Annotated in this window: 22 protein-coding genes; 9 read left to right on the plus strand and 13 right to left on the minus strand. The window is 68.9% G+C overall.

Going from position 1 to position 22,659, the window contains the following annotated elements; translation table 11 throughout:
- Window positions 1-59 precede the first annotated feature (59 nt).
- Window positions 60-959 (plus strand): M48 family metalloprotease, encoded by a 900-nt coding sequence (locus OG205_RS46370; RefSeq protein WP_330274077.1) that lies wholly within the window; start codon window positions 60-62, stop codon window positions 957-959.
- A 4-nt stretch (window positions 960-963) separates the two neighbouring features.
- Here the strand turns inward: OG205_RS46370 and pgl are convergent, their stop codons facing one another.
- The 6 genes from pgl to tkt are packed head-to-tail and all read right to left on the minus strand — an operon-like array spanning window position 964 to window position 9,113.
- Window positions 964-1,743, minus strand: a complete 780-nt coding sequence (pgl, locus tag OG205_RS46375) for a 6-phosphogluconolactonase (protein ID WP_330274078.1) — start codon at window positions 1,741-1,743, stop codon at window positions 964-966.
- Window positions 1,740-2,765 carry a glucose-6-phosphate dehydrogenase assembly protein OpcA gene (gene opcA, locus OG205_RS46380; RefSeq protein WP_330274079.1) on the minus strand — a complete coding sequence of 342 codons (1,026 nt, stop codon included), beginning with the start codon at window positions 2,763-2,765 and terminating at the stop codon, window positions 1,740-1,742. The genes pgl and opcA overlap by 4 nt, the downstream gene beginning before the upstream one ends.
- Complete coding sequence (zwf, locus tag OG205_RS46385; protein ID WP_330278381.1) at window positions 2,762-4,249, minus strand: glucose-6-phosphate dehydrogenase; 1,488 nt, start codon at window positions 4,247-4,249, stop codon at window positions 2,762-2,764. The genes opcA and zwf overlap by 4 nt, the downstream gene beginning before the upstream one ends.
- A 50-nt stretch (window positions 4,250-4,299) precedes the next feature.
- Window positions 4,300-5,886: a glucose-6-phosphate isomerase gene (locus tag OG205_RS46390; RefSeq protein WP_330274080.1), complete on the minus strand. Its 1,587-nt coding sequence runs from the start codon at window positions 5,884-5,886 to the stop codon at window positions 4,300-4,302.
- A 25-nt stretch (window positions 5,887-5,911) separates the two neighbouring features.
- Window positions 5,912-7,024, minus strand: coding sequence for a transaldolase (gene tal / locus OG205_RS46395; RefSeq protein WP_330274081.1), 1,113 nt, complete (start codon window positions 7,022-7,024; stop codon window positions 5,912-5,914).
- Between the two features lie 4 nt (window positions 7,025-7,028).
- Window positions 7,029-9,113: a transketolase gene (gene tkt / locus OG205_RS46400; protein WP_330274082.1), complete on the minus strand. Its 2,085-nt coding sequence runs from the start codon at window positions 9,111-9,113 to the stop codon at window positions 7,029-7,031.
- A gap of 253 nt (window positions 9,114-9,366) precedes the next feature.
- Between tkt and OG205_RS46405 the strand changes: the two genes are divergently transcribed.
- Genes OG205_RS46405 through OG205_RS46415 form a run of 3 tightly spaced genes read left to right on the plus strand, consistent with a single transcriptional unit; the run spans window position 9,367 to window position 12,576 of the window.
- Window positions 9,367-10,287, plus strand: a complete 921-nt coding sequence (locus OG205_RS46405) for a heme o synthase (RefSeq protein ID WP_330274083.1) — start codon at window positions 9,367-9,369, stop codon at window positions 10,285-10,287.
- Window positions 10,288-10,309: 22 nt separating this feature from the next.
- Window positions 10,310-12,295, plus strand: a complete 1,986-nt coding sequence (locus OG205_RS46410) for a hypothetical protein (protein ID WP_330274084.1) — start codon at window positions 10,310-10,312, stop codon at window positions 12,293-12,295.
- A 32-nt stretch (window positions 12,296-12,327) separates the two neighbouring features.
- On the plus strand, window positions 12,328-12,576 hold the full coding sequence (locus tag OG205_RS46415) for a three-helix bundle dimerization domain-containing protein (protein ID WP_330274085.1): 249 nt from the start codon (window positions 12,328-12,330) through the stop codon (window positions 12,574-12,576).
- On the opposite strand, the gene OG205_RS46420 is transcribed toward OG205_RS46415, so the two are convergent.
- Genes OG205_RS46420 through OG205_RS46435 form a run of 4 tightly spaced genes read right to left on the minus strand, consistent with a single transcriptional unit; the run spans window position 12,560 to window position 15,189 of the window.
- Window positions 12,560-12,922, minus strand: coding sequence for a hypothetical protein (locus OG205_RS46420; protein WP_330274086.1), 363 nt, complete (start codon window positions 12,920-12,922; stop codon window positions 12,560-12,562). The two genes, OG205_RS46415 and OG205_RS46420, sit on opposite strands and share 17 nt — an antisense overlap.
- Window positions 12,886-13,536, minus strand: a complete 651-nt coding sequence (locus tag OG205_RS46425) for an HD family phosphohydrolase (protein ID WP_442916872.1) — start codon at window positions 13,534-13,536, stop codon at window positions 12,886-12,888. Before OG205_RS46425 ends, OG205_RS46420 begins: the two co-directional genes overlap by 37 nt.
- Window positions 13,537-13,596: 60 nt before the next feature.
- Window positions 13,597-14,244 (minus strand): hypothetical protein, encoded by a 648-nt coding sequence (locus OG205_RS46430; RefSeq protein WP_330274088.1) that lies wholly within the window; start codon window positions 14,242-14,244, stop codon window positions 13,597-13,599.
- A 6-nt stretch (window positions 14,245-14,250) separates the two neighbouring features.
- Window positions 14,251-15,189 carry a hypothetical protein gene (locus OG205_RS46435; RefSeq protein ID WP_442916873.1) on the minus strand — a complete coding sequence of 313 codons (939 nt, stop codon included), beginning with the start codon at window positions 15,187-15,189 and terminating at the stop codon, window positions 14,251-14,253.
- Window positions 15,190-15,641: 452 nt separating this feature from the next.
- Between OG205_RS46435 and OG205_RS46440 the strand changes: the two genes are divergently transcribed.
- Both OG205_RS46440 and OG205_RS46445 read left to right on the plus strand, forming a co-directional pair.
- Window positions 15,642-16,157, plus strand: coding sequence for an FKBP-type peptidyl-prolyl cis-trans isomerase (locus OG205_RS46440; RefSeq protein WP_330274090.1), 516 nt, complete (start codon window positions 15,642-15,644; stop codon window positions 16,155-16,157).
- Between the two features lie 167 nt (window positions 16,158-16,324).
- Entirely contained in the window at window positions 16,325-17,452 is a 1,128-nt protein-coding gene (locus OG205_RS46445) for an IS30 family transposase (RefSeq protein ID WP_442916856.1), read from the plus strand.
- 62 nt (window positions 17,453-17,514) lie between these two features.
- Here the strand turns inward: OG205_RS46445 and OG205_RS46450 are convergent, their stop codons facing one another.
- Window positions 17,515-18,456, minus strand: coding sequence for a quinone oxidoreductase family protein (locus OG205_RS46450; RefSeq protein ID WP_330274091.1), 942 nt, complete (start codon window positions 18,454-18,456; stop codon window positions 17,515-17,517).
- A 106-nt stretch (window positions 18,457-18,562) separates the two neighbouring features.
- Here OG205_RS46450 and OG205_RS46455 point away from each other — a divergent pair, with 106 nt between their 5' ends.
- A complete protein-coding gene (locus tag OG205_RS46455; RefSeq protein ID WP_330274092.1) occupies window positions 18,563-19,351 on the plus strand; it encodes a glycoside hydrolase family protein in 789 nt (262 codons plus the stop codon).
- On the opposite strand, the gene OG205_RS46460 is transcribed toward OG205_RS46455, so the two are convergent.
- Window positions 19,348-19,878 carry a GNAT family N-acetyltransferase gene (locus OG205_RS46460; protein WP_330274093.1) on the minus strand — a complete coding sequence of 177 codons (531 nt, stop codon included), beginning with the start codon at window positions 19,876-19,878 and terminating at the stop codon, window positions 19,348-19,350. The genes OG205_RS46455 and OG205_RS46460 overlap by 4 nt on opposite strands.
- A 7-nt stretch (window positions 19,879-19,885) precedes the next feature.
- Entirely contained in the window at window positions 19,886-21,469 is a 1,584-nt protein-coding gene (locus OG205_RS46465; RefSeq protein WP_330274094.1) for a DUF885 domain-containing protein, read from the minus strand.
- A 36-nt stretch (window positions 21,470-21,505) separates the two neighbouring features.
- Between OG205_RS46465 and OG205_RS46470 the strand changes: the two genes are divergently transcribed.
- Both OG205_RS46470 and OG205_RS46475 read left to right on the plus strand, forming a co-directional pair.
- On the plus strand, window positions 21,506-21,796 hold the full coding sequence (locus OG205_RS46470) for a hypothetical protein (RefSeq protein ID WP_330274095.1): 291 nt from the start codon (window positions 21,506-21,508) through the stop codon (window positions 21,794-21,796).
- The gene (locus OG205_RS46475) at window positions 21,793-22,641 is read left to right on the plus strand and encodes an ATP-grasp domain-containing protein (RefSeq protein WP_330274096.1); all 849 of its coding nucleotides are present in this window, start codon (window positions 21,793-21,795) and stop codon (window positions 22,639-22,641) included. Before OG205_RS46470 ends, OG205_RS46475 begins: the two co-directional genes overlap by 4 nt.
- Window positions 22,642-22,659 lie beyond the last annotated feature (18 nt).

Below are 22,659 nucleotides of genomic sequence, written 5' to 3' on the forward strand. Positions count from 1 at the left end.
GGCGACTCGGCTGGACACAAACGGGATCGCGCTGCAACGCTCGAACCCGAGGTGATGACGTGCGCGCTCCCCGACGACGCTTCGACATGTCCGCCGTGATCGAGTTGCTGCTCGGGGTGCCGACGGTGCTGAGCAGCCTGCTGGTCATCACGCTCGTCGGCAGGGCCGTGACGCCGGAGAGACCGTGGTTGTTTCCGGTGGTGTGGCTGGTTTCCGGCGTGATCGTGTTCCTGCCGGCCACGGGCAAGTTGCTGGCGGCACTGGTGCACGGGATGCGTGGGCCGACAGGCACGGAGCGGGCCGCGCTGGAGCCGTTGCTGGAGGAGGCGTGTGGTGCGGCCGGGGTGGATCCGGGGAGGTACCGGCTGCGGATCCAGAACTCCAGGGAGATCAACGCGATGGCCGTGGGCGGGCACGTCGTGGGGGTGTCGACGGCGGCGTTGCAGTTGCCGCGCAAGCAGCTCGAAGCGGTGCTGGCGCACGAGATCGGGCATCACCTGGCCGGGCACACGAAGATCTCGTTGCTGCGCTGGTGGTTCGAGTTGCCGGCGCGTGTGACGGTGTGGCTGGTCATCATCATCGGGGTGGCCGTCTACGTGGCGGGCGACAAGATCGGCACGACCGGGGCCAAGGTCATCAGCTTCGTGCTGATCGCGGCACTCGGCATCGCGGCTGTGCTGGTCAGCCCGTGGGTGTTGCTGGTGCCGGTGATCGCGCCGTTGCTGGCGCTGGCGAGCAGGAAGGCCGAGTTGCACGCGGACAGGGTCGCGGCCGAGCTCGGGTACCGGCTGGTGCTGCTGGAAGTGTTGCAGCGCTGGGTGAAGGAGGGGCACGACGAGCAACGGGCCCGGGCCGGGTTCAAGGCGCGGATGCTGGCCTCGCACCCGTCGTGTGCGCTGCGCATCAGCAAATTGCGCGGAGAAAAGCGAAGGCCCCCAAGCTGGAGCCTGGGGGCTTGAACCGTCATGCCAGTGGCGGTTTGAACAACGCCGGTACCGCCGAGGCGGCCGCGGTGTCCAGCAGCCACAACGTCCTGCGGCGGCCGGTGGCACCGGCGGCGGGGATCTGCACCTCGCCGGCGCCGTCCAGTGCCATGGCCACGGCGGCGGCCTTGGCCTCGCCGGTGGTCATCAGCCAGATCTCCTGCGCGCACCGCGTGGACACCAGCGTCAGCGACACGCGCGTCGGCGGTGGCTTCGGGCAGTTGCGCACGGCCACGACCGTCCGCTCCTTCTCGTGCACGGCAGGAGAATCGGGGAACACGGAAGCCACGTGGCCCTCCTCGCCGACGCCCAGAAGGCAGACGTCGAACGTGGGCACGTCGCCGTGGTCCTCCGGCCGCGCAAGGGAAGCCAGCACAGCGGCGTAGGCCTCGGCGGCCGCCTCGGGGTCGTCGCCGAACTTGCCGTCCGAAGGCTCCATCACGTGCACCCGCGACGGGTCCAGCGGAACGTGGTCCAGCAGCGCGGCACGGGCCTGCGTCTCGTTGCGGTCCGGGTGACCGGACGGCAGGAAGCGCTCGTCGCCCCAGAACAGGTCGACGCGCGACCAGTCCACGGCGTCACGGGCGGCACCCCGGTTCAGGTGCTCCAGGACGGCGGTGCCGGTGCGGCCGCCGGTCAGCACGACGGACGCGTAGCCGCGAGCGGCCTGGGCGTCGACCATGCGGGTCACCAGGCGGGCCGCCGCGGCGGCGGCCAGAAGGTCGCCGTCGCGGTGGACCACCACTTGCGAATTGCTCACGAACCAGCCTTCGCCTTCGACTTCTTGGGTGCGGCGGAACCGTTGGCGGACTCCGCAGCAGCAGGAGCCTCCTCAGGCGCCTCCGGCTTCGCGGACGGCGTGCGGCCCCGCGAGATCTTCGACAGAGACTTCAACGCCGCCGCGTAGACCTCGTCCGGGTCGAGCCGGCGCAGTTCCTCGGCGAGGCAGTCACGCACCGAACGACGCTGCAGCGCGACCCGCCGCGACGGCTGGCCGGGCTGGGTCAGCGTGCCGGTCTTGCCGTCCGGGCGCAGCAGGTCGACGGCGCCGGAGGGACGACCGAGCCGCACCTCCACGATGCCTTCACCCGACGTCGCCTTGAAGCGCTTGGCCGAGACCTTCAGCCGGTCCGTCAGCCACGCGGCGAGCAGATCGGTGGACGGTGAGTCGGCCTCGCCGGTCACCTCGGCGTCCACGACCTTCTCGTACGGCGGCAGGTCCAGCGACGAGGCGAGCATGGCCCGCCACAACGTCAGACGCGTCCACGCCAGGTCCGTGTCGCCCGGCGCGTAGTGCGCGCGCCGCGACTCCAGGGCCTTGATCGGGTTCTTCTCGGCCGCGGCGTCGGTGATGCGACGCTGCGCGAGCTGGCCGATCGGGTCCTTCGACGGCGACACCGGCGCGTCGAACGGCCACCACGCCACGACCGGGGTGTCCGGCAGCAGCAGCGGCATGACGCACGAGGCGCCTTCCTTGGCCAGTTCCCCGTACAGACGAAGAACGACGACTTCCGAGGCTCCGGCGTCGCCACCGACGCGGATCTGCGCGTCCAGGCGAGGTGCCGCCTGACGAGCACCGCGGGCCACGACGATCACGCGACAAGGGTGCTCGCGCGAAGCGTCGTTGGCCGCGTCGATCGCGGCGTCGGTGCGCTGGCCGTCCTCGGTCACGATCACGAGGGTCAGCACGCGACCGAGGGTCGTCGCACCGCCTTCGTCGCGCAGCCGGACCAGTCGCGAGTTGATCTGGGAGGTGGTGGTCGAGGGCAGGTCGATGATCACGGACGCCTCCAGTGCCTTCCGGTCCGAGCCGTCATCGCGTCCGCCGACGGCGGCCCCCACGTACCGGCCTTGTACTTCTCGAGAGCGGGTTCGTCCTTGCGCGCCCAGAAGTCGAGGATCGGGTCGAGGATCTCCCAGGACAGCTCGACCTCGTCGTTCTTCGGGAACAGCGACGGCTCACCGAGCAGCACGTCCAGCAGCAGCCGCTCGTAGGCCTCCGGCGACGACTCGGTGAACGAGTGGCCGTAACCGAAGTCCATCGTGACGTCGCGGACTTCCATCGTGTTGCCCGGCACCTTCGACCCGAACCGGATCGTCACGCCCTCGTCCGGCTGAACCCGGACCACCAGGGCGTTCTGGCCGAGCTCCTCGGTCGCCGTGTCGTCGAACGGCAGGTGCGGCGCCCGCTTGAACACGACGGCCACCTCGGTGACGCGACGGCCCAGGCGCTTGCCGGTGCGCAGGTAGAACGGCACCCCGGCCCAGCGACGGGTGTTGACCTCGCAGGTGATCGCGCCGAACGTCTCGGTCTTCGACTCGGGCGAGAAACCGCCCTCCTCGAGCAGACCGGGGACCTTCTGACCGCCCTGCCAGCCACCGGTGTACTGGCCGCGCGAGGTGGTCTCCTCGAACGGCTCCGCGGGCCGCGTCGCCGAGAGGATCTTCACCTTCTCCGCCCGCAGATCGGATGGCTTGAAGGAGACCGGCTCCTCCATCGCGATCAGCGCGAGCAGCTGCAGCAGGTGGTTCTGGATGACGTCGCGCGTGGCGCCGATGCCGTCGTAGTACCCGGCGCGGCCACCGAGACCGATGTCCTCGGCCATGGTGATCTGCACGTGGTCGACGTAGTTCGAGTTCCAGATGGGTTCGTACAGCTGGTTCGCGAACCGCAGCGCCAGGATGTTCTGCACGGTCTCCTTGCCGAGGTAGTGGTCGATGCGGAACACCGACTCCTCGGGGAAGACCTCGTTGACCGTGCGGTTGAGTTCCTTGGCGGACTTCAGGTCGTGGCCGAACGGCTTCTCGATGACGACGCGACGCCACTGGTCGGGGGCCGTCTGGGCGAGACCCGCGCGCTTGAGCTGGTTGACCACCGTCGGGAACGCGCCCGGCGGGATCGACAGGTAGAACGCGTGGTTGCCGCCCGTGCCGCGCTCGGCGTCCAGGGCGGCCAGGCACGAGGCCAGGTTGTCGAACGACTGGTCGTCGTCGAACGTGCCCTGCACGAACCGGATGCCCTCGGCGAGCTGCTGCCACACGGCCTCGTTGAACGGCGTGCGCGCGTGCTCCTTCACCGCGTCGTGGACGACCTTCATGAAGTCCTGGTCGGCCCAGTCGCGGCGGGCGAAGCCCACCAGACCGAAGCCCGGCGGCAACAGACCCCGGTTCGCGAGGTCGTAGATCGCGGGCATCAGCTTCTTGCGCGACAGGTCACCGGTGACACCGAAGATGACCAGCGCGCTCGGGCCCGCGATGCGGGGCATGCGCTTGTCGCGCGCGTCCCGCAGCGGGTTGTGCCACTTGGCGGATGGGGTCACGAGCCGTCCTCCTGGACTGCCTCGACGAGCTGGGCCAAGCCGGCGATGCGGTCCTCGAGGTGAAGACGCAGCACCGGGCGACCGTGTTCGGCCAGCACCTGACCGTCGCCGAGCGCCTGCGCGAGCTGCAGCTGCGCCAGCGTGTAGGGACGGCCGGGCACCTCCAGGTCGTCACCGGACTCGCCGGTGATCTGGATGAACACGCCGTTCTGGTGACCGCCCTTGTGGTACTGGCCGGTCGAGTGCAGGAAGCGCGGACCCCAGCCGAACGTGGTCTGCAGGTGCGTCCTCTTCGCGATCTCCGCACGGAGCAGCTCGAACGACGCGTCGTCGATCCTGTCCAAGTACGCCTGAACCGAGATGTAGCCGTGGTCGGGCGCCACTTCAACGATCGCCGCAAGCGCTTCCGCGACCGTGCTGACCTTCCGCGGGGCCCAGTCCGTGCCGTGTCCCTCGACCGGGCCGTCCACAAAGGACGGGACGGTCGCGGCGACGGCCGGAGCGTCGAGCAGCGCGCGGGAGGCCTTCTTCGCGGCCTCGACGTCGGGCTGGTCGAACGGGTTGATGCCGAGCACCCGGCCGACGAGCGCGGTGGCGTACTCCCACAGCAGGAGCTGCGCGCCCAGCGGACCCTCGACCGCGATGTTCGCCGACCCGGTGGCCGGTCCGATCGCGACGGTGGTGGCGTCCGAACGTGCGTCCACGAACCCGGGAGCGCCGGGACCCTCGACGACGACCGGCAGCAGACCGGTGCCGTTCTTGCCGGTCGACTCGGCGATCAGCTGCTCGGCCCAGTCGCCGAAGCCCTTGATGCCGGACCCGGTGTCCGCGAAGATGATCTTCTCGGCACCGTGCGCGTGCGCGGCGCCGAAGACACCGGCCAGCACGACCGCCGGGTTCTCCACGGAGTCCTGCGACACGACCTTCGCGACCTCGGCCGCGTCGTCGAGGAGCGTTTCGACGTCGGCACCGGCCAGGTAGGACGGCACCAGGCCGAACGCCGTCAGCGCCGAGTAACGGCCACCGACGTTCGGGTCGGCCAGGAACACCTTGCGGTAGCCCGCTTCCTCGGACGCCTTCTGCAGGGGCGAACCGGGGTCGGTGACCACCACGATGCGGGACGCGGCGTCGATGCCCGCGTCCGTGAAAGCCTTCTCGAAGATGCGCCGGTGGCTGTCGGTCTCGACGGTTCCACCGGACTTGGACGACACCACGATCACCGTGCGCTCGAGATCACCGGCAAGAGCGTCGGCGACCTGGGCGGGATCGGTGGTGTCCAGCACGACCAGCGGCACGCCGGCCGTGCGCGTGATCACCTCGGGGGCCAGCGACGAGCCACCCATGCCGGCGAGAACGACGCGGTCGACGCCCTCGGCGTGCAGTGCGGCGCGAAGCGCCACGAGATCGGGGAGCAGCGCACGGGACGTCTCGTGCAACGTCGTCCAGGAGAGGCGGATGCTCGCCTCGGACTCGGCTTCCGGCCCCCACAGGGTCGGGTCCTGCGCGGTCAGCTTGCTCGGCACCGAATCCGCGACCAGGTCAGCAGCGATGATGCTGACCTGGTCGGCGTTCGGTGACCTCACGATTTCGACGGAGGTCACTTCGTGATCAGCCCTTCAGTTGAGCCAGTTGGTTCTTCACCGTCTCGAGCAACTCTTCCCAGGACTTCTCGAACTTCTCGACACCTTCGGTCTCCAGTGCGACGAACACGTCCTGGAGGTCGATTCCCACGGCGGCGAGCCGGTCGAACACTTCCTGGCCCTCGGCAGCGCGTCCGGTGACCGTGTCACCGGTGATCTTGCCCCCGTCGGCGACGGCGTGCAGCGTCTTCTCCGGCATCGTGTTGACGACGTCGGCGACGACGAGCTGGTCGACGTAGAGGGTGGGGGAGTAGCTCGGGTCCTTCACGCCGGTCGACGCCCACAGTGGACGCTGCGCGTGCGCGCCGTCCGCCTTGAGAGCCTCCCAGCGCTCGCCCTGGAACGTCTTCTCGAACGCTCCGTAGGCGATCCACGCGTTGGCGAGAGCGGCCTTGCCCTTGAGCGCGGTCGCCTCGTCCGTGCCGATCTTGTCGAGCCGCTTGTCGATCTCGGTGTCCACCCGGGACACGAAGAACGACGCGACCGAGTGGATCGAACGCAGGTCGTGGCCGTTGGCCTTGGCCTGCTCCAGGCCGGCGACGTAGGCGTCCATGACGGCCTCGTACCGCTCGACCGAGAAGATCAGCGTGACGTTGACGGAGATGCCCTCGGCGATCACCTTGGTGATGGCCGGGATGCCCGCCTCGGTGGCCGGGATCTTCACCAGCAGGTTCGGCCGGTCCACGGTCTTCCACAGGTCCTGCGCCTCGGCCACGGTCTTGTCCGTGTCGAACGCGAGGCGCGGGTCGACCTCGATGGAGACGCGGCCGTCCACACCGCCGGTCGAGTTGTAGATGTCGCGGAACTTGTCGCACGCGTTGCGCACGTCGGTCGTCGTGACCTCGCGGATGGTCGCCTCGACGTCGGCGCCGCGCGACGACAGCTCACGCATCTGCTCGTCGTAGGACTCGCCCTTCGACAGGGCGCCCGCGAAGATCGTCGGGTTCGTCGTGACACCGACGACGTTCCAGTCGCGGATCAGCTCGTCCAGGTTGCCGCTGGTGAGCCGCTCGCGGGACAGGTCGTCGAGCCAGATGGACACTCCGGCGCCGGACAGGGCGGCCAGATTCGGCTTGCTCACTGAATTAACCCCTCACTCGGTCAAGGGAACGGCGGGCGGCGGCCACGACGTTCTCGGTCGTGAAGCCGAACTCCTTGAACAGGACCTGGTAGTCGGCCGAGGCACCGAAGTGCTCGATCGAGACGATCTCGCCGTTGTCGCCGACGTAGCGGTACCACGGCTGCGCGATACCGGCCTCCACCGCGACGCGCGCCTTGACCGACGACGGGATGACCGACTCGCGGTACTCGGCGTCCTGCTTCTCGAACCACTCGATCGACGGCATCGACACCACACGCACTGCAACGCCGTCGGCCTGCAGGGCCTTCCCGGCCTCGGCGGCGACCTGCAGCTCAGAGCCTGTGCCGATGATCACGATCTCGGGGTTCTCGTCACCGAAGAGCACGTAACCACCGCGCTTGACGCCCTCCGCGGAGGTGCCTTCCAGCGTCGGCAGGTTCTGCCGGCTCAGCGCGAACCCGACCGGGCCGAGCTGCTCGATGACGGCCTTCCACGCGTACGCGGTCTCGTTCGCGTCACCGGGGCGGACCACGGTGAAGTCCGGGATCGCGCGCAGGGCGGCGAGGTGCTCGATCGGCTGGTGCGTCGGGCCGTCCTCGCCCAAGCCGATGGAGTCGTGCGTCCACACGTACGTGACGGCGGCCTGCATGATCGCGGCGAGACGCACGGCGGGACGCATGTAGTCGGAGAACACGAGGAACGTGCCACCGAACGGGCGGGTCGGGCCGTGCAGCGCGATGCCGTTGAGGATCATGCCCATCGCGTTCTCGCGGACACCGAAGTGCAGCACGCGGCCGTACGGGTCGGCGCTCCACATGCCCGTGGAGATCGACTCCGGGCCGAACGACTTGGCGCCCTTGATGGTCGTCAGGTTCGACTCGGCCAGGTCGGCCGAACCGCCCCACAGCTCGGGCAGGTGCTTGGCCAGCGCGTTGATGACCTCACCGGAGGCCTTGCGGGTCGGCACGCCCTTCGCGTCCACCGGGTAGACCGGCAGGTCGGCGTCCCAGCCCTCGGGCAGCTCGCGGGCGACCAGGCGCTCGAGCAGCTTCTTGGCCTCGGCGTTGGCCGAAGCCCACGCGTCGAACGACTTCTGCCACTCGGCCTTGGCGTGCTCGCCGCGCTTCACGACCTCGCGGGCGTGCGCCAGCACCTCGTCGGCGACCTCGAAGGTCTGCTCGGGGTCGAACCCGAGGATCTGCTTGGTGGCCTTGACCTCGTCGACGCCCAGAGCGGCACCGTGCGCGGCGCCGGTGTTCTGCTTGTTCGGCGCCGGGTAGCCGATGATCGTGCGCAGCAGGATGAACGACGGCTTGTCGGTGACGGCCTTGGCCTTCTCGACGGCCTCGAGGATGCCCTTGACGTTCTCGCCGGACTCCACGACCTGGACGTGCCAGCCGTAGGCCTCGTAGCGCTTCGCGGTGTCCTCGGACAGCGCGATCGTCGTGTCGTCCTCGATGGAGATCTTGTTGTCGTCGTAGAAGACGACCAGGTTGCCCAGCTGCTGCGTGCCCGCGAGCGACGAGGCCTCGGAGGTGACGCCCTCCTCGATGTCACCGTCGGAGGCGATCACGTAGACGTGGTGGTCGAACGGGCTCTGGCCCGGCGCGGCCGACGGGTCGAACAGGCCGCGCTCGCGGCGGGCGGCCATGGCCATGCCCACGGCGGCGGCGAGGCCAGAGCCCAGCGGGCCGGTGGTGATCTCGACGCCCCTGGTGTGGCCGTGCTCCGGGTGACCCGGCGTCTTCGAGCCCCACTTGCGCAGCGTCTTGAGGTCGTCGACCTCCAGGCCGTACCCCGACAGGAACAGCTGGACGTACAGCGTCAGGCTGGAGTGCCCGGCGGAGAGCACGAACCGGTCGCGGCCGATCCAGTCCGCGTCCGCGGGGTCGTGCCGCATGATGCGCTGGAACAACGTGTACGCGAGCGGTGCGAGACTCATCGCCGTGCCGGGGTGGCCGTTGCCGACGTTCTGCACGGCGTCCGCCGCGAGCACGCGCGCGGTGTCCACGGCGCGCTTGTCGAGGTCGGTCCAGTCGTCAGGCAGATCGGCCTTGGTGAGCCGGGCGATGTCGTCGGTGACGGTCACGGACTTACAGCTCCAAACTTGTCGCTAGGGCGGGTCTCTAGCGCGTCCGTGAATCGATCCCGAACGGCCTGACCCGCTTCTCTCCCACGTCCTCCGGCCAGCCTAGTCCTGAGAGATTCAGATGTTGCTCTGAAAGGTCCCAGGCACGTGTGTGCCGGGGCACACCAGCACCCGAACGGGCTGTGAATTCTTTACGCGGTTACCATCAGTCGCTGGATTTCACACCTGTCTCAACACGAGGAGCGTTCCCGCGATGAGTGCCGTCCTCGAGGCCCCCAGGTCGCCTCGCCAGGTTGTTGGCGCTTACGTGGCGCTCACCAAACCGCGGGTCATCGAGCTCCTGCTGATCACCACGATCCCCGCGATGCTCCTCGCCCAGCACGGCCTGCCGCCCCTGTGGCTGATCGCCTGCACCCTCACCGGTGGCACCCTCGCCGCGGGGTCGGCAAATGCCCTCAACTGCTTCATCGACGCCGACATCGACTCGGTCATGAAGCGCACGGCGGCTCGCCCGCTCGCGCACAACGCCATTCCACCGCGCAACGCCCTGATCTTCGGCGTCGTGCTCGGAATCGTCTCGTTCGCGTTCCTGTGGATCTTCGTCAACCTGATGTCGGCCGCGTTCGCGGTGGCGACCATTCTCTTCTACATCTTCGTCTACACGCTGGTCCTCAAGCGCCGCACCTCCCAGAACATCATCTGGGGCGGCATGGCGGGCTGCATGCCGGTGATCATCGGCTGGACGGCGGTGACGGGCACCGTCGAGTGGCCGGCGCTGGTCATGTTCGGCGTCATCTTCTTCTGGACTCCGCCGCACACCTGGGCCCTCGCGATGAAGTTCAAGGAGGACTACGCCCGAGCAGGCGTGCCCATGCTGCCCGTGGTGGCGACAGCTCAGCAGGTGACGCGGCAGATCGTGATCTACAGCTGGATCACCGTCGTCTGCACGCTCGCCCTCGCTCCCGTCACCTCCTGGATCTACGTGGCGATCGCGGCGCTGTCCGGCGTGTGGTTCGCCGTCTTCGCCCACAAGCTGCACAACGTCGTGCGCCGTGGCGGATCCACGAACACCATGAAGTTCTTCCACATGTCGAACCTCTACCTGATGCTGGTGTTCTGCGGTCTCGCCGTGGACGCCGTGGTCGGGTTGCCGGTGCTTGGCTGGCCGTTCTAGCTGCACTTCCAGTCGTACGGCTGTGGCGCCCGTTGAGTTCACCGTCACCGGTGGTGAAGGTTCACCACTGGACTTCGTCGCGGCGCTGACACCCGCGTCCTCCCTGGTCGTGATCACCGATCCGGGCGGGTGGGCGCAGGTCAGCCAGGGGCTGGCCGTCGGATCGACCGCGTCCGCCGTGGTCACGACCGAGGTGCGGGTGCTGCGGTTCGCGGTGCTCGACCTCCGGCACTTCTCGTCTGCCTCGTCACTGCCGTCGCTCGCGGACGTGCCCGGCGACGTGGTGGCGCTGCACGACACGCGTTCCTGGGACTCCGCTCCGGTGGTCGCGTCGTTGCGCGCACTCGGCCGGCCGGTCGTGCTCTTCACCGCCGTGCACACGTGGGTGTCCGGTGTGGACGCTTCGTCCGTGTTGATCGGGTGGAGCGCGCCGCACGTCGTGCTCGCGGTGCCGCGCGGTTTCGGCGAGGGCCGGCTCGAGGACGTCCTCTGGCAGTTCCGGGAGCTGGAGCGGCGAGGTGCGCTGACCTACACCTCCCTGCCCGCGCCGCCGGTGGTCGCGGACCGCGCGGTCACCGTGATGGTCGCGCTGCCCGGAGCGACCGAGGGCATCGCGGGAGCGTTGCGGCCCGGTGCGGACTACGAGGTGTGGGCACGCGTCGGCGCACACGGCACCGTTCTGCCGGGGGACCTGGGACTGCGGGCGGTGCTGAGCATGCCGGGCCGTCCGGTCCAGTCAGAGTCGTTCGTGCTGCCCGCGGACGGGCCCAGTTCGTGGGTGAGCTTCGAGGTCACCACGCCGTACGCCTCCGTGCCGTGGACCGGTGAGCTCGTCATCTACCACGGGGTCGTGCCGGTGCACGTCCAGCAGGTCGTGCTGCCGGTCGGGGCGGGCGAGTCCCGGACGGTGCCGCGGCTGAAGCTCACCCGCACGTTCGCCGATCTCGCGCCCTCCTCGTCGCGGGCGGCCTCGATCCTGGTGCTCGGTGACCGGGCGCTGGTGTCGGCCGGCGGGGTGCCGTCGTGGGTCAGCCTGGTCGGCTGTTCGCTGCCGCTGCCGGCGTTGTCCGGGCTGGATCCCTGGTACGGCAAGGACTTCCCGGCCTACTGCGCGGATCTCGCGTTCCTCGCCCGGCAGGGATCGGCGGTGCACTCGCGGCTGTTCGGTGATCTCGGGCTCGCCGACGCCGTCCGGAGGGCCGCACGGGTGACAGGTCGTCCGGCCGGACTGATGGTGGCGTCCCCCGATGCCGGCTCGGTGCCGTGGCCGATGATCTACGACCTGCCGTTCACGGACGGGCCGCACCGGTTGTGCGCGTCGGTCGGGCAGTTCGGTCCGTTCGGTGCCGGGGGAGAGGTGCCCGCGCACTGCCCGGTGGCCAATCACAGCGGGAACGTGTTGTGCCCCTTCGGTTTCTGGGGACTGTCGAGCGTGCTCGAGCACCCGGTCGGGCCGCTGGTGGCGCGTGTCTCGCCGCGCCCGTGGCAGTTCGAGGTGTCGATGGCGGTCGACGCGGGGATGGATCGGGGCCTGACCGAACGGCACGTCACGGAGCTGATGTCGCAGATCTCGCCGGAGTCCGTGTCATCGGCCTACGTCAGCCCCGCTGAACTGGGGCTCGTGCTGGCCGGTGAGTCGATGGACGTCGTGCATCTGCATTTCCGCGAGGGGTTCCTCGACGCCGAGGAGATCGCACGGTGGGACCGCGAGGGTGTGTGGCCGCGTCCGCACTGGCCCGTGCGCAAGCCGTTGGTCGTGGGGACGTCACCGATGGGGAGCCTGGTGCCCTCGTTCGTCGAGCACGGCGCGTCGGGTGTCATCAGTCCCGAGGTCGCCGTGCCCCAGGACATGGCCGGCTGGGTGACGGGAATGGTGCTGTCGCGGCTGGCATCCGGCCTGAGCGCCGGGGAGGCGTTGCGGCAGGTCCGCTGGGAGATGCTCAGTCGTGGCAACGTGATCGGGCTCGCGTACGCGTTGCACGGAAGTGCGGATCTCCGGCTTCGCTGAACCGGCGGCGTCGGCTGGTCGTTTACCTGGGCATGCTGAACTCCCAAGCCCAGATCCGTCAGGCCGTCGCGGAACTGATCGAGGCCTTCGGTGACCGGGTGCCGGACGAGGTGATCTTCGAGGTGGCCGCAGCGACGCACGCCGAACTAAGCCGCACTGCAACCGTGCACGCTCATCTCGCCGTGCTCACCGCACGACGCGCGGCCCGTGAACTCGCGTTCACCGCCATCGGAGTCACGATGCCTCAACAGCAGACCGCGGCCGTCACGCCTGCTCGCTGACTCGCAGGTAGACGGTCTCGGCGCGGCTCACGGCCGTGCGCGCAAGACGTGACAACTCACTGAGGTGCGCGAACGCGGCGTGGAAGTCCATGTCGACGAGAGGCGCCCACGACAGTGCGACGTCGTGCATTCGTGCCGGATCGGCTTTGACGAGCTGCGCCACGAGCGCATCAGGGAGTGCGACAACGTCGTCATCGGGCAGAGGCGCCCACACCTCGTTGAACACCTCATGCCACACGACAACGGCTTCGCGCGGGTCGTAGCCGCCGGCCGCGACCGACTCCGTGCCGTTTACGACGAAGAACGTGCTCAGGACGCCACCTTGGTCAGCAGGTCCTCGACGCACGGGTCGTCGAGGGACTCAACGATGCACTTCCACAACAGGAGGTTCGTCTCGGCCCACTTCGTGTAGGTCGCGGCGGCCTCCGAGTCGTAAAAGTAGTAGCCCTCGTCTGCTTTGCCCACCTGCTCGCCCACGATCTTGTACGCGAGCTCGCGCAACGTGATGCCGTTCTCCTGGAGGTACTTGTGCGCCAGGACTACCGGCGTGACCGGCAGCGCCTTGAACAGCGTGTCCGCGTCGGACAACGCCTGCGCCTCCAGCGAGATGTCCCGGGAACGGGTGCGCATCTCGGCCTCGACGACGATCCGCTCGATCCACTCGATGTCGCCCAGGGAGACGCCGGCGACGAACAGCACCTTGCGGCGCAACGCCTCACCGTCCGTGGGGAGAGAGTTGCGGCGGACCATGTAGTTCAGGTCGTGCACCAGCGCGGCGACCTCGACGATATCCGCCGCGGCGCCGTTGCGTCCGGCGAAGTGCACGGACTTGTCCCGGACGAAGCTCACGTGGTGCCAGCCGTGGAACTGCAGCTTCGCGGCCAGGTCCTCGCACAGCCGCCTCACGCGCTGCTCCACGTCCGCGATGACAGACCTCGGAATCAATGTGCGCGTACGCATCATCAGCCCTCCTGACAGGTGGGCTGATGGTAAGCGTGTCGCGGCGGCCTCAGCAGGCCTTCACAGGTGGTTCGTCAGATCCTCCAGTCGGTCCTCCACCGGCACGTGCCGGTGGCTGATTCCGGTGTCGGGGTCGTAGCTGAGGCTCCACGGGTTCACGGCACGTGACTTGACCAGGAACGTCATGGTCCCGTCCGCCGCTCGCGGGATGCGGTGGAACTCGTGCGCGAGCATCGTGCCGGTGGTGCCTTCGGCGCACTGAGTGCGGTTCGTGAGTTCCGTGCCGACGACCGTGCGGCCACCGACACCGAGCCGGGCGTCAAAACGTTCGTGCAGGTAGGCGCCGCTCAGGATGGTGGTGCAGAAGTGGTAGCGGTGGTTGTGCACCGAGTCGGCGTAGCCGGTCCGCCAGTCGCTCAGCGGTTTGTACTCGTGCAGCCAGAACGTGAACGGTTCGTCCGCTTCGTCGCGCAGGCACCATGCGTAATGCGTCGTCGTCTCGCGTGAATGCGCGATCACCCAGGTCGCCTCCTGGGGTGTGAGGCTGTCGATGTGCGCGCGAAGCTCTTTGCGCAACCCGGGACGGGCCGCCCATTCGCGAAACCACGTGCCGACATCGGCCCAGTGGTCCACGACGGGGAATTCGGCGCGCTGCACCCGAGTGGCGAGCTCCTCGAGCGCGGACACCCCGGTGAACTCGGCTAGCAAGATCGATCAGCTCCTCAACTGAGCGGATGCGGAGAATTCGCGACGGAATGCGTGGAACTTGCCTTCGAGCTCCGTGAAACCGTCGGTGGTGAGCGTCTCGCCGGTGATCTTCTCGAACAGCGCCACGAAGTCGTTCCTGGAAGTCGCTGGCGTGATGGCGAAGTGGTAGCCGGCCCTGGAATTGCTGATGCGCAGGAACTCCGCGCGTTCCATCGCGTAAAGGAACGAACTTTCGGTGAACCTGAGCGTGCGCGGATACGGCCTGAGCACTCCTGCGGTGTTGCTGTAGAGCGTGAGCCACGCCGAGTCGTCGAACAACTCGAGCCGATCGAGCGGCGGATCCGAAACGATGGTGACATCGATCCTGGAACATCGGCTGCGAGCCGCGTAGAGCCCGACGAGCCCGATGCCGATCTGCTCCTTGAGCCGTTTCTGGATCTCCTCGTAGTTCCCGTCCGCGCCTTCGTTGCGCAACAGGTACCGCGCTCGCCCGCTGATGGCGTTGTCGTCGCGCGGGTCGGCCAGCACGGCCCTGAGCTCGCACTCCGTCTGACTGAGCAGCACCCTGCCCGCCACGTACCGGCCCGCGAACCCGCGGAAGCAGTACAGCCGCGTCCGCTCCAGGTCCTGCATCATGAGCTGGTTGAACACCGGATCCGGCTTGGCCGTCGGCTCGAACACGTGACTGGGGAAGAACTCGCGATCGAGCGCCCGATACTCCTGGGTGAGTTCCCGAAGTGCCTTGCGGCTCTCCTCGATCACCGGAGCGAGAAGCGCCTTCTGCGCCGCTTTCGACGTGATCAACGTCTGTGTGAAGCTCACGACCGCCGAAATGAGAGTGCCGGTACCCAGCGCTGTCAGCAGGTTTCTCGCTGTCCCGGAATCCATTTGACTGGAAATGGCCAGCGACGCACCCGACGTCACGACGAGTATGAGGAGGAGCAACCCGGTCCGAGTCCAGAACAACTCCTGGATCAGGTTGCTGCGGATGCCTCCGGCCTCCGCGGACACGAGTCTCCACCTCCCGGATCACCAGATTGGCTGCTACCCGAACGGACGAATGCGGTCGGTGTCCGATCAAGTGCGAGGAGTTACTGTACGCGTCGGTCTAAAGATAAGGAAGCTGCTATTCGTGCGACATTCAGGGCCGGAATAACCGCCCTTGAGCCCAGTGGCCGACCCGCATCCGTGCACTTCGGTGACGCCCTGTCGCGACTCACCCCTCACGAGTCGGATGAGGGTGACCCACCAACCCGAACGCACCCACGGCGAGTGTCTTAGTCCGCCCAGCCGTTGCCAGTGTTCGTCCGGCAGGCCGAGTCACCCAGCCGCCTTCAGGACGAGGTCGCCCGGCCTGCTACACGCCGCTCACACCCGTCCGAATACGCTCACCCACCATGCGTAACGTCCTGCTCATCGCTTCCCTGGCGCTCGTGGCGGCCACCGGCCTCGCCGGCTGCGGCAGCACGGCCCAGCCCTCGGCCGGCGCGCCCACGACCCCCTGCAAGGCCGACGACTTCAAGGTCACCGGCGACTTCGGTGCGGCGCCCAAGGTCGAGATCCCCGCCTGCAAGCCCACCGACGAGCTCGTCATCAAGGACCTGGTGCAGGGCACCGGCGCCGAGGTGAAGGCGGGCACGACGGCCTCGGTCAACTACCAGCTCACGACGTTCTCCGACAAGAAGATCCTCGACAGCTCCTTCGAGCGCGGCGAGCCGTTCGACGTCGAGAACGTCGGCCAGGCGCCGGTCATCGACGGCTGGAACGAGGGCATCGTCGGGCTCAAGGAGAAGGGCCGCCGGCTGCTGATCGTGCCGCCCGCCAAGGGCTACGGCCAGGGCGGTCAGGGCATCAAGGCGAACGAGACGCTCGTCTTCGTCATCGACGGCGTGAAGGTCACCCCCGCCGCCTGACGCGAAACGAAAACGGCCCCCCCGGAACACTTGGGTTCTAGGAGTCGTCGCAACACCTCAGTTGAGGGGTTGCGATGGAGTTCGAGATCCGGGACCGGTCGGTCAACCGGGGCAGGCGTCGTCTGACGCGCGAGCGCGAGGCTTATCTTGCGCTCGTGCGTCGGGGCGTGAGCAGTCGAGAAGCATGTGGGATTGTCGGGATCAACGTCCGGACCGGTAAACGCTGGCGCAACGGACGTAACCCGACCGGCAGTGAAGCAGGGGCGTCGCCGATCATCTCGGCGGCGCTTTCTGTTGTGCGAGGCCGGTTTCTCAACGAGGACGAACGCGTCGTCATCGCCGACCGCCGTCGCACGGGTGCCACGCTGCAGCAGATCGCCGCAGAGCTAGGCCGCGATCGGTCGACGATCAGCCGCGAGCTGCGGCGCAACGCCCATCACATCTCCGGGGACTACCGGCCACACGCGGCCCAGCGCCTGGCCGAAGCGCGCCGGCCACGCCCGAAGACCGGCAAGATCGCCGCGAATCCCGCGCTGCGGCAGGTGATCCAGGATGGCCTGGACCTGCGGTGGAGCCCGGAACAGATCGTGCGACGCTTGCGCCGGGACTTCCCTGACCGGCCGGAGATGCACGTGGTCCACGAAACGATCTACCAGACCCTCTACCTCCAAGGACGCGGTGAACTGCGCCGCGAACTCGCCCAGGCGCTGCGCACCGGCCGCGCGATCCGCCGCCCGCGCCGCCAGGTCCAGCAACGCCTCCCGCGCATGGCCACGCCGATGGTCATGATCAGCGAACGTCCCGCCGAAGCCGACGACCGTGCCGTTCCCGGCCACTGGGAAGGCGACCTGATCATCGGCAAGGACGGCAAGTCCGCGATCGGCACCCTGGTCGAACGCGCCACCCGCTACGTCATGCTCGTGCACCTGCCGAACGGCCGCACCTCAGACGTGGTCCGCGACGCGTTGATCGACACCATGAGCGGCCTGCCCACGCATCTGGCCAGGTCATTGACCTGGGACCAAGGCAGCGAGATGCACCGCCACCACGAGTTCAGCCTGGCCACCGACATCCCGGTCTACTTCTGCGACCCGCACTCACCCTGGCAACGCGGCAGCAACGAGAACACGAATGGCTTGCTGCGCCAGTACTTTCCCAAAGGCACGAACCTGGCCGTCCACAACCGTGAGCATCTGGACGCGGTCGCGGTCCAGCTCAACGGCCGCCCACGCAAAACGCTCGGCTGGGACACCCCAGCCGAGCGCTTGACTAAACTCCTGACCGAAGCCAGTTGATCAGTTGTGTTGCAACGACCCCTAGAACCCAAGGAACATCCGGGGGGCCGTTTCTCGTCAGGTCACGGCAGGAGCAGCAGCTTGCCGGTCGTCTTGCGCGACTGCAGGTCGGTGTGCGCCTGCGCCGCCTCCTCCAGCTTGTACCGGCCGCCGATCCGGACGTTCAGCTCACCGGACATGATCGCCCCGAACAGGTCCGCGGCCCGCCAGTCGAGTTCCGCGCGATCCAGCAGGTAGGACCCGGTCGACGGACGCGTCAGGTACACGGACCCGGCCGCGTTGAGCCGCTGCGGGTCCACCGGCGGCACCGGCCCCGACGACGCCCCGAACAGCGCCAGCAGCCCGCGCGGCTTCAGCGACGCCAGCGACTGGTCGAACGTGTCGGCGCCGACCCCGTCGTAGACGACGTCGACCTTCTCGATCTGCGAGGCGAAGTCGCCGTACCGCAGCACCTGGTCGGCCCCGGCCTCGCGGGCCAGCGCCTCCTTCTCGTCGGTCGACACCGTCGCGACGACGGTGGCGCCCTTCGACTTCGCCCACTGCGTCAGCAGCAGCCCGACGCCACCGGCCGCCGCGTGCACCAGCACCCGGTCGCCTTCCTTCACCACGTACGTCGAGTGGATCAGGTAGTGGGCGGTGATGCCCTGCAGCAGAGCGCCCGCGGCCAGTTCGACGTCCAGCCCGTCCGGCACCCGGACCGCGGACGCCGCGGGCACCACGACCTCCTCGGCGTAGCTGCCCAGCACGCCCATCCACGCGACCTTGTCCCCGGCGGCGAAGTCCGGGGAGTTCGAGACGACGACCTCGCCGGCGCCCTCCAGGCCCAGTGCGGTGGGCAACGGCACCGCGTACTGGCCGCTGCGCTGGTACGTGTCGATGTAGTTGACGCCCGCCGCGGCCACCTTCACCAGCAGCTCGCCGTCACCGGCCACGGGCGACGGCACGTCGGCGTACTCCAGCACCTCCGGGCCACCGGCCGAACGCACCACCACTGCCTTGGGCATCTGTCCTCCTTGATCGACTCACCCTGCTCAACCCGGGCCGTGACCCCGATGTTCCCCCTCCCAGCTGGTGGGAGCAAAAGGAGCGCGACCCTGGTAAGACCGATCCATGCGAAAAACAACCCTGCTGCTGATCGCATGTCTGCTCCTCATGGGAGCGCTTCCATCCCACGCCGCCTCCGCCAAGAAGGGCGTGAACGCGGCCGACGACCCCGGTCCGGCCGGCGCCGCCATGACCGCGCTGGACGCCCGCTGGTACTACACCTGGGCCTCGGACCGGCGAGGGATCCAGAGCAACGCCGAGTTCGTCCCGATGATCTGGGGCGCGGCCAGTGTCACCGACGCGGAACTGAACAAGGCGAAGGCCAACGGCCGGCAACTGCTGGGGTTCAACGAACCCGACATGGCCGGCCAGGCGAACATGACCGTCGAACGCGCCCTGGACCTGTGGCCACGCCTGCAGAGCACCGGACTGAGGCTCGGCGCACCCGGCGTCGCGTTCGGCGGTGACGTCGCCGGCGGCTGGCTCGACCGGTTCATGGCGGGTGCCAAGGCGCGCAACCTGCGCGTCGACTTCATCCCGCTGCACTGGTACGGCCAGGACTTCTCCGCCGCGGCCACCGGGCACCTGGAGTCGTACCTGCGCAACGTCTACAACCGGTACAAGAAGCCGATCTGGCTCACGGAGTACGCGCTGATCGACTGGCGCTCCGGCCGTGCGGTCTACCCGAGTCAGCAACAGCAGACCGCGTTCATCACCGCGTCGACCAGGATGCTCGACGGACTGTCCTTCGTGGAGCGTTACTCGTGGTTCACCCTGTCCACGAAGACAAGTCCGACCGGCCTCTCCACCGGCACGGCGTTGACGGCGGCGGGCCAGGCCTACCGGCCCGCCTAGAGGCGCACGTGCCGGTGTCCCTCGGTGGGGAACGCCGGTGGCGCGGCGGGGATCAGGTCGTGCAGCGCGTAGCCGCACTTGACCGCCACCCGGCAGGACGGGTGGTTGCCGGCCGCGTGCACCAGTTCCAGCCGGGTGAGCGCGACCACGTCCTGGGTGCCCAACGCCCAGTGCGACAAGGTGTCCACCGCGCGGGCGGCGATTCCCAGCCCGCGAGCGTGGGCGGCGGTCCAGTAGCCGACCTCGGCTGTGCCTGCCGAGGTCGGCTTCACCACCACGTGACCCAGTGGGGAACGGTCGTCGGCGACCACGGCGAAGCTGAGCCGGGTCGCCGACGCCCACCCGGCTTCCTGCGCGTCCAGCCACTGCCGGGCCTCGGCCTCACCGGTCAGGGAGGTGGCCAGCCAGCGGCGCAGCAGTGGATCGCGGTGCGCCGCCACCAGCGCCGGGAGATCGTCCGGCTGCCACGGCCGCAACCGCAGAGCGGGCGCCGGCCCGGCGGGCGGTACGGAGAGGACTACCGTCACGGCCGGACTAGTCCTCGCCCAGGGCGACCCGGCGCGCGAGACCCAGCGGCAGCGCGCCGGAACCCGCGATCCGGTCGTGGAAGTCGCGCAGCGATCCCAGCCCCGCGGCCAGGTACTCGTCGCGGATCAGGTCGATCTCCAACGCCCCGGTCAGGTACGACGGCGCCTGCGTCGGCCGCGTGCAGTACCGCTTGACCTCGCCCACCGCGGTGCCGGGCGTCAGTGCCGTACGCGCCACCATGAACGCCTCGGCTTCGGCCGGTGTCATGTCGCCGCAGTGCAGGGCCGTGTCGACGATCATCCGCGCCGCCCGGAACAGCCGCGCCTCGACGTGCCCCATCAACGCGCCCTGAGTCGTGTAGTGGCCGACCGAGCGCAGCAGCTTCTCCGAGTACAGCGCCCAGCCCTCGGAGAAGTACGGCGTGCGGAACACCTTGCGCAACGGGTGCGCCGGGCCCTGCGCCGCCAGCCACGTCAGGTGCCAGTGGTGGCCGGGATAGGCCTCGTGCACCGAGATCGTCGGCAGCTGCGACCGCGCGTTGGTGCGCAGGCGGTGCGTGACCTGCTCGTCCGACGCGCCGTCGGGCGTGAACGGCACGAAGAAGTAGCCGGCTCGCCGCGACGTCAGCGCGGGCGGGCCGAGGTAGCTCGCCACGGCCATGACCGCGCGGTGGAACGGCGGCCCCGGCACGACGTGGCACTCCTCGCCCTCGGGCAGCGTCACGAGCGAGTGCTCGACCAGCGCGGCCCGCGCCCGTGCCGTCTCGGCCTCGTACTCGGCGCGCATCGCCTCCAGCGTGGGCGGGTGGTCGTCCTGCAGCGAGCTCATCACCGAACGCCAGTCCGGCGAGCCCGCGAGCTCGATCAGCTCGGCTTCCAGCTCCGCGTAGGCGTCCTGCCCGCGCTGGTGCAGCTCCGGCGCGCCGTAGCCGAGCATCTCCTTGTCCTGCAACAAGGACGAGTAGAGCTTCTCGCCCATCCGCCAGTCGCCGGTCGCCCGCACGGCCAGGTCTTCGAGGAACGCCGCGTGCCGGTCGAACGCGTCCGCGGCGGGCCCGGCGGCCTCGGCCAGCGCCGCGCGGAACTCCGGCGCCGCCTCCAGCGGCAACGAGTCCAGCAGGAACGACCGGCCCGTCCGCACCTGGTCCAACGCCCGCCGCACGACCAGCGGCGACGCCAGGGACGAGTCGAGGTTCGCCTCGGCGGCGGCGAGCACCGCGGGCACCTCGCGCAGCTTCGCCACCGTGGAGGCGACGATGTCGGCCTCGGGCAGCAGCCGGTGCAGGAACGGCGCCAGCAGCCCGAAGAACACGACCCCGGCGTACTCGTGCGGATCGCGCCGCCATCCCGGCCACGTCTCGTGCGCCGACGCTCCGTGCAGCACCGACAGCGCCAGATCGCGGTCCACCGACCTCGGCAACGGCTCCAGCCGAGCCAGCCACTCCTCGGTCTCCCTGGCCTGCCGCTCGAACGCGGTAGCGGAGAAATCCCCGAAGGTGGAGTAGTGCTCCAGCGAGCCGGCCTGCGCCGCGTGCGCGGGGTGGCGGTCGAAGTACCACGTGAGGAACGACGTGAGCGTGTCGGTGGTCACCCGACCGAAGCTACCCGCTGGTTTTACAGTGTGGGGGTGTCTGATCAAACCACTCAGAAGCGCATCGCCGAGTTCGTGCAGGCCCACGGCAAGCCGGGCACGGCGGTCAGGGCCGTCGTGGAACCGATCGGCCGTGCCGGCGCGCGGATCGTGCTGGTCGGCGCGGACGGCGCCATGGGCGACGTGATGACGAAGGACGTCGAGTCCGCCACCAAGGCCGTCGAGGCAGCCGACAACGTCGAGCAGTCCGAATGGGACCGCGAGACCACCGCCGCCACCAAGATCGGCTCCGGCCACCGCCGCAAGATGGCCAAGATGCAGTCATGAGGGTCGTGCTCGCCTCGTGCGACGGCCTGCCCGAGGGCGACGGCGACGAGGAAGCGCTGGTCGCCGCCCTTGTCCGGGACGGCGTCGACGTGTCGTGGCAGCCGTGGGGCGGCGCGGTCGACGCCGACCTCGTGGTCCTGCGCGCGACCTGGGACTACCCGGACCGCCTGGACGCCTTCCTGACGTGGTGCGCCGGCGTGCCCGAGCTGGCCAACCCGGCCTCGGTCGTGCGCTGGAACATCGACAAGTCCTACATGGCCGAACTGGCCGCGCACGGTGTCGCCGTCGTGCCCACCGCCGTGGTGCAGCCGGGGGAGACGCCGGTGTTCCCGGACGGCGAGTTCGTGGTGAAGCCGGCGGTCGGCGCGGGTTCGCGCGGTGCCGGCCGGTTCACCGACCACGCGGCGGCTCGCGCACACCTCGAAGCCATCGGCGTCAAAGCCCTGGTGCAGCCCTATCAGTCCAGTGTGGACGCGAACGGCGAGACGGCGCTGGTGTTCTTCGCCGGCGAGTACTCCCACTCGTTCCACAAAGGACCGATGCTGGCGCAGGGCCTCGGCGAGGCGGAGTCCGGTCTCTACGTCGAGGAGCGGCTGAGCAGCATCGAGCCTTCTGCTCGCCAGGTCGCGCTCGCGAACCAGGTCCTCGACGTGACCGCCGAGCTGCTCTCGTTGCAGCGCAAGGACTTCCTCTACGCCCGCGTGGACGTCGTCGAAGGCCCGGGCGCCGAACCGCTGCTGCTCGAACTGGAGCTGACCGAACCGTCGCTGGGCTTCAAGCTCACGACCGCCGAGGCCGCCTCCCGTTTCAGCAAGGCCATCCAGGAAGCCGCGTCCCGGTCCTAGTCCGCGCTACGGTCGGAT

The sequence above is a fragment of the Lentzea sp. NBC_00516 genome, from assembly GCF_036346835.1.
Classification (GTDB): Bacteria; Actinomycetota; Actinomycetes; order Mycobacteriales; family Pseudonocardiaceae; genus Lentzea; species Lentzea sokolovensis.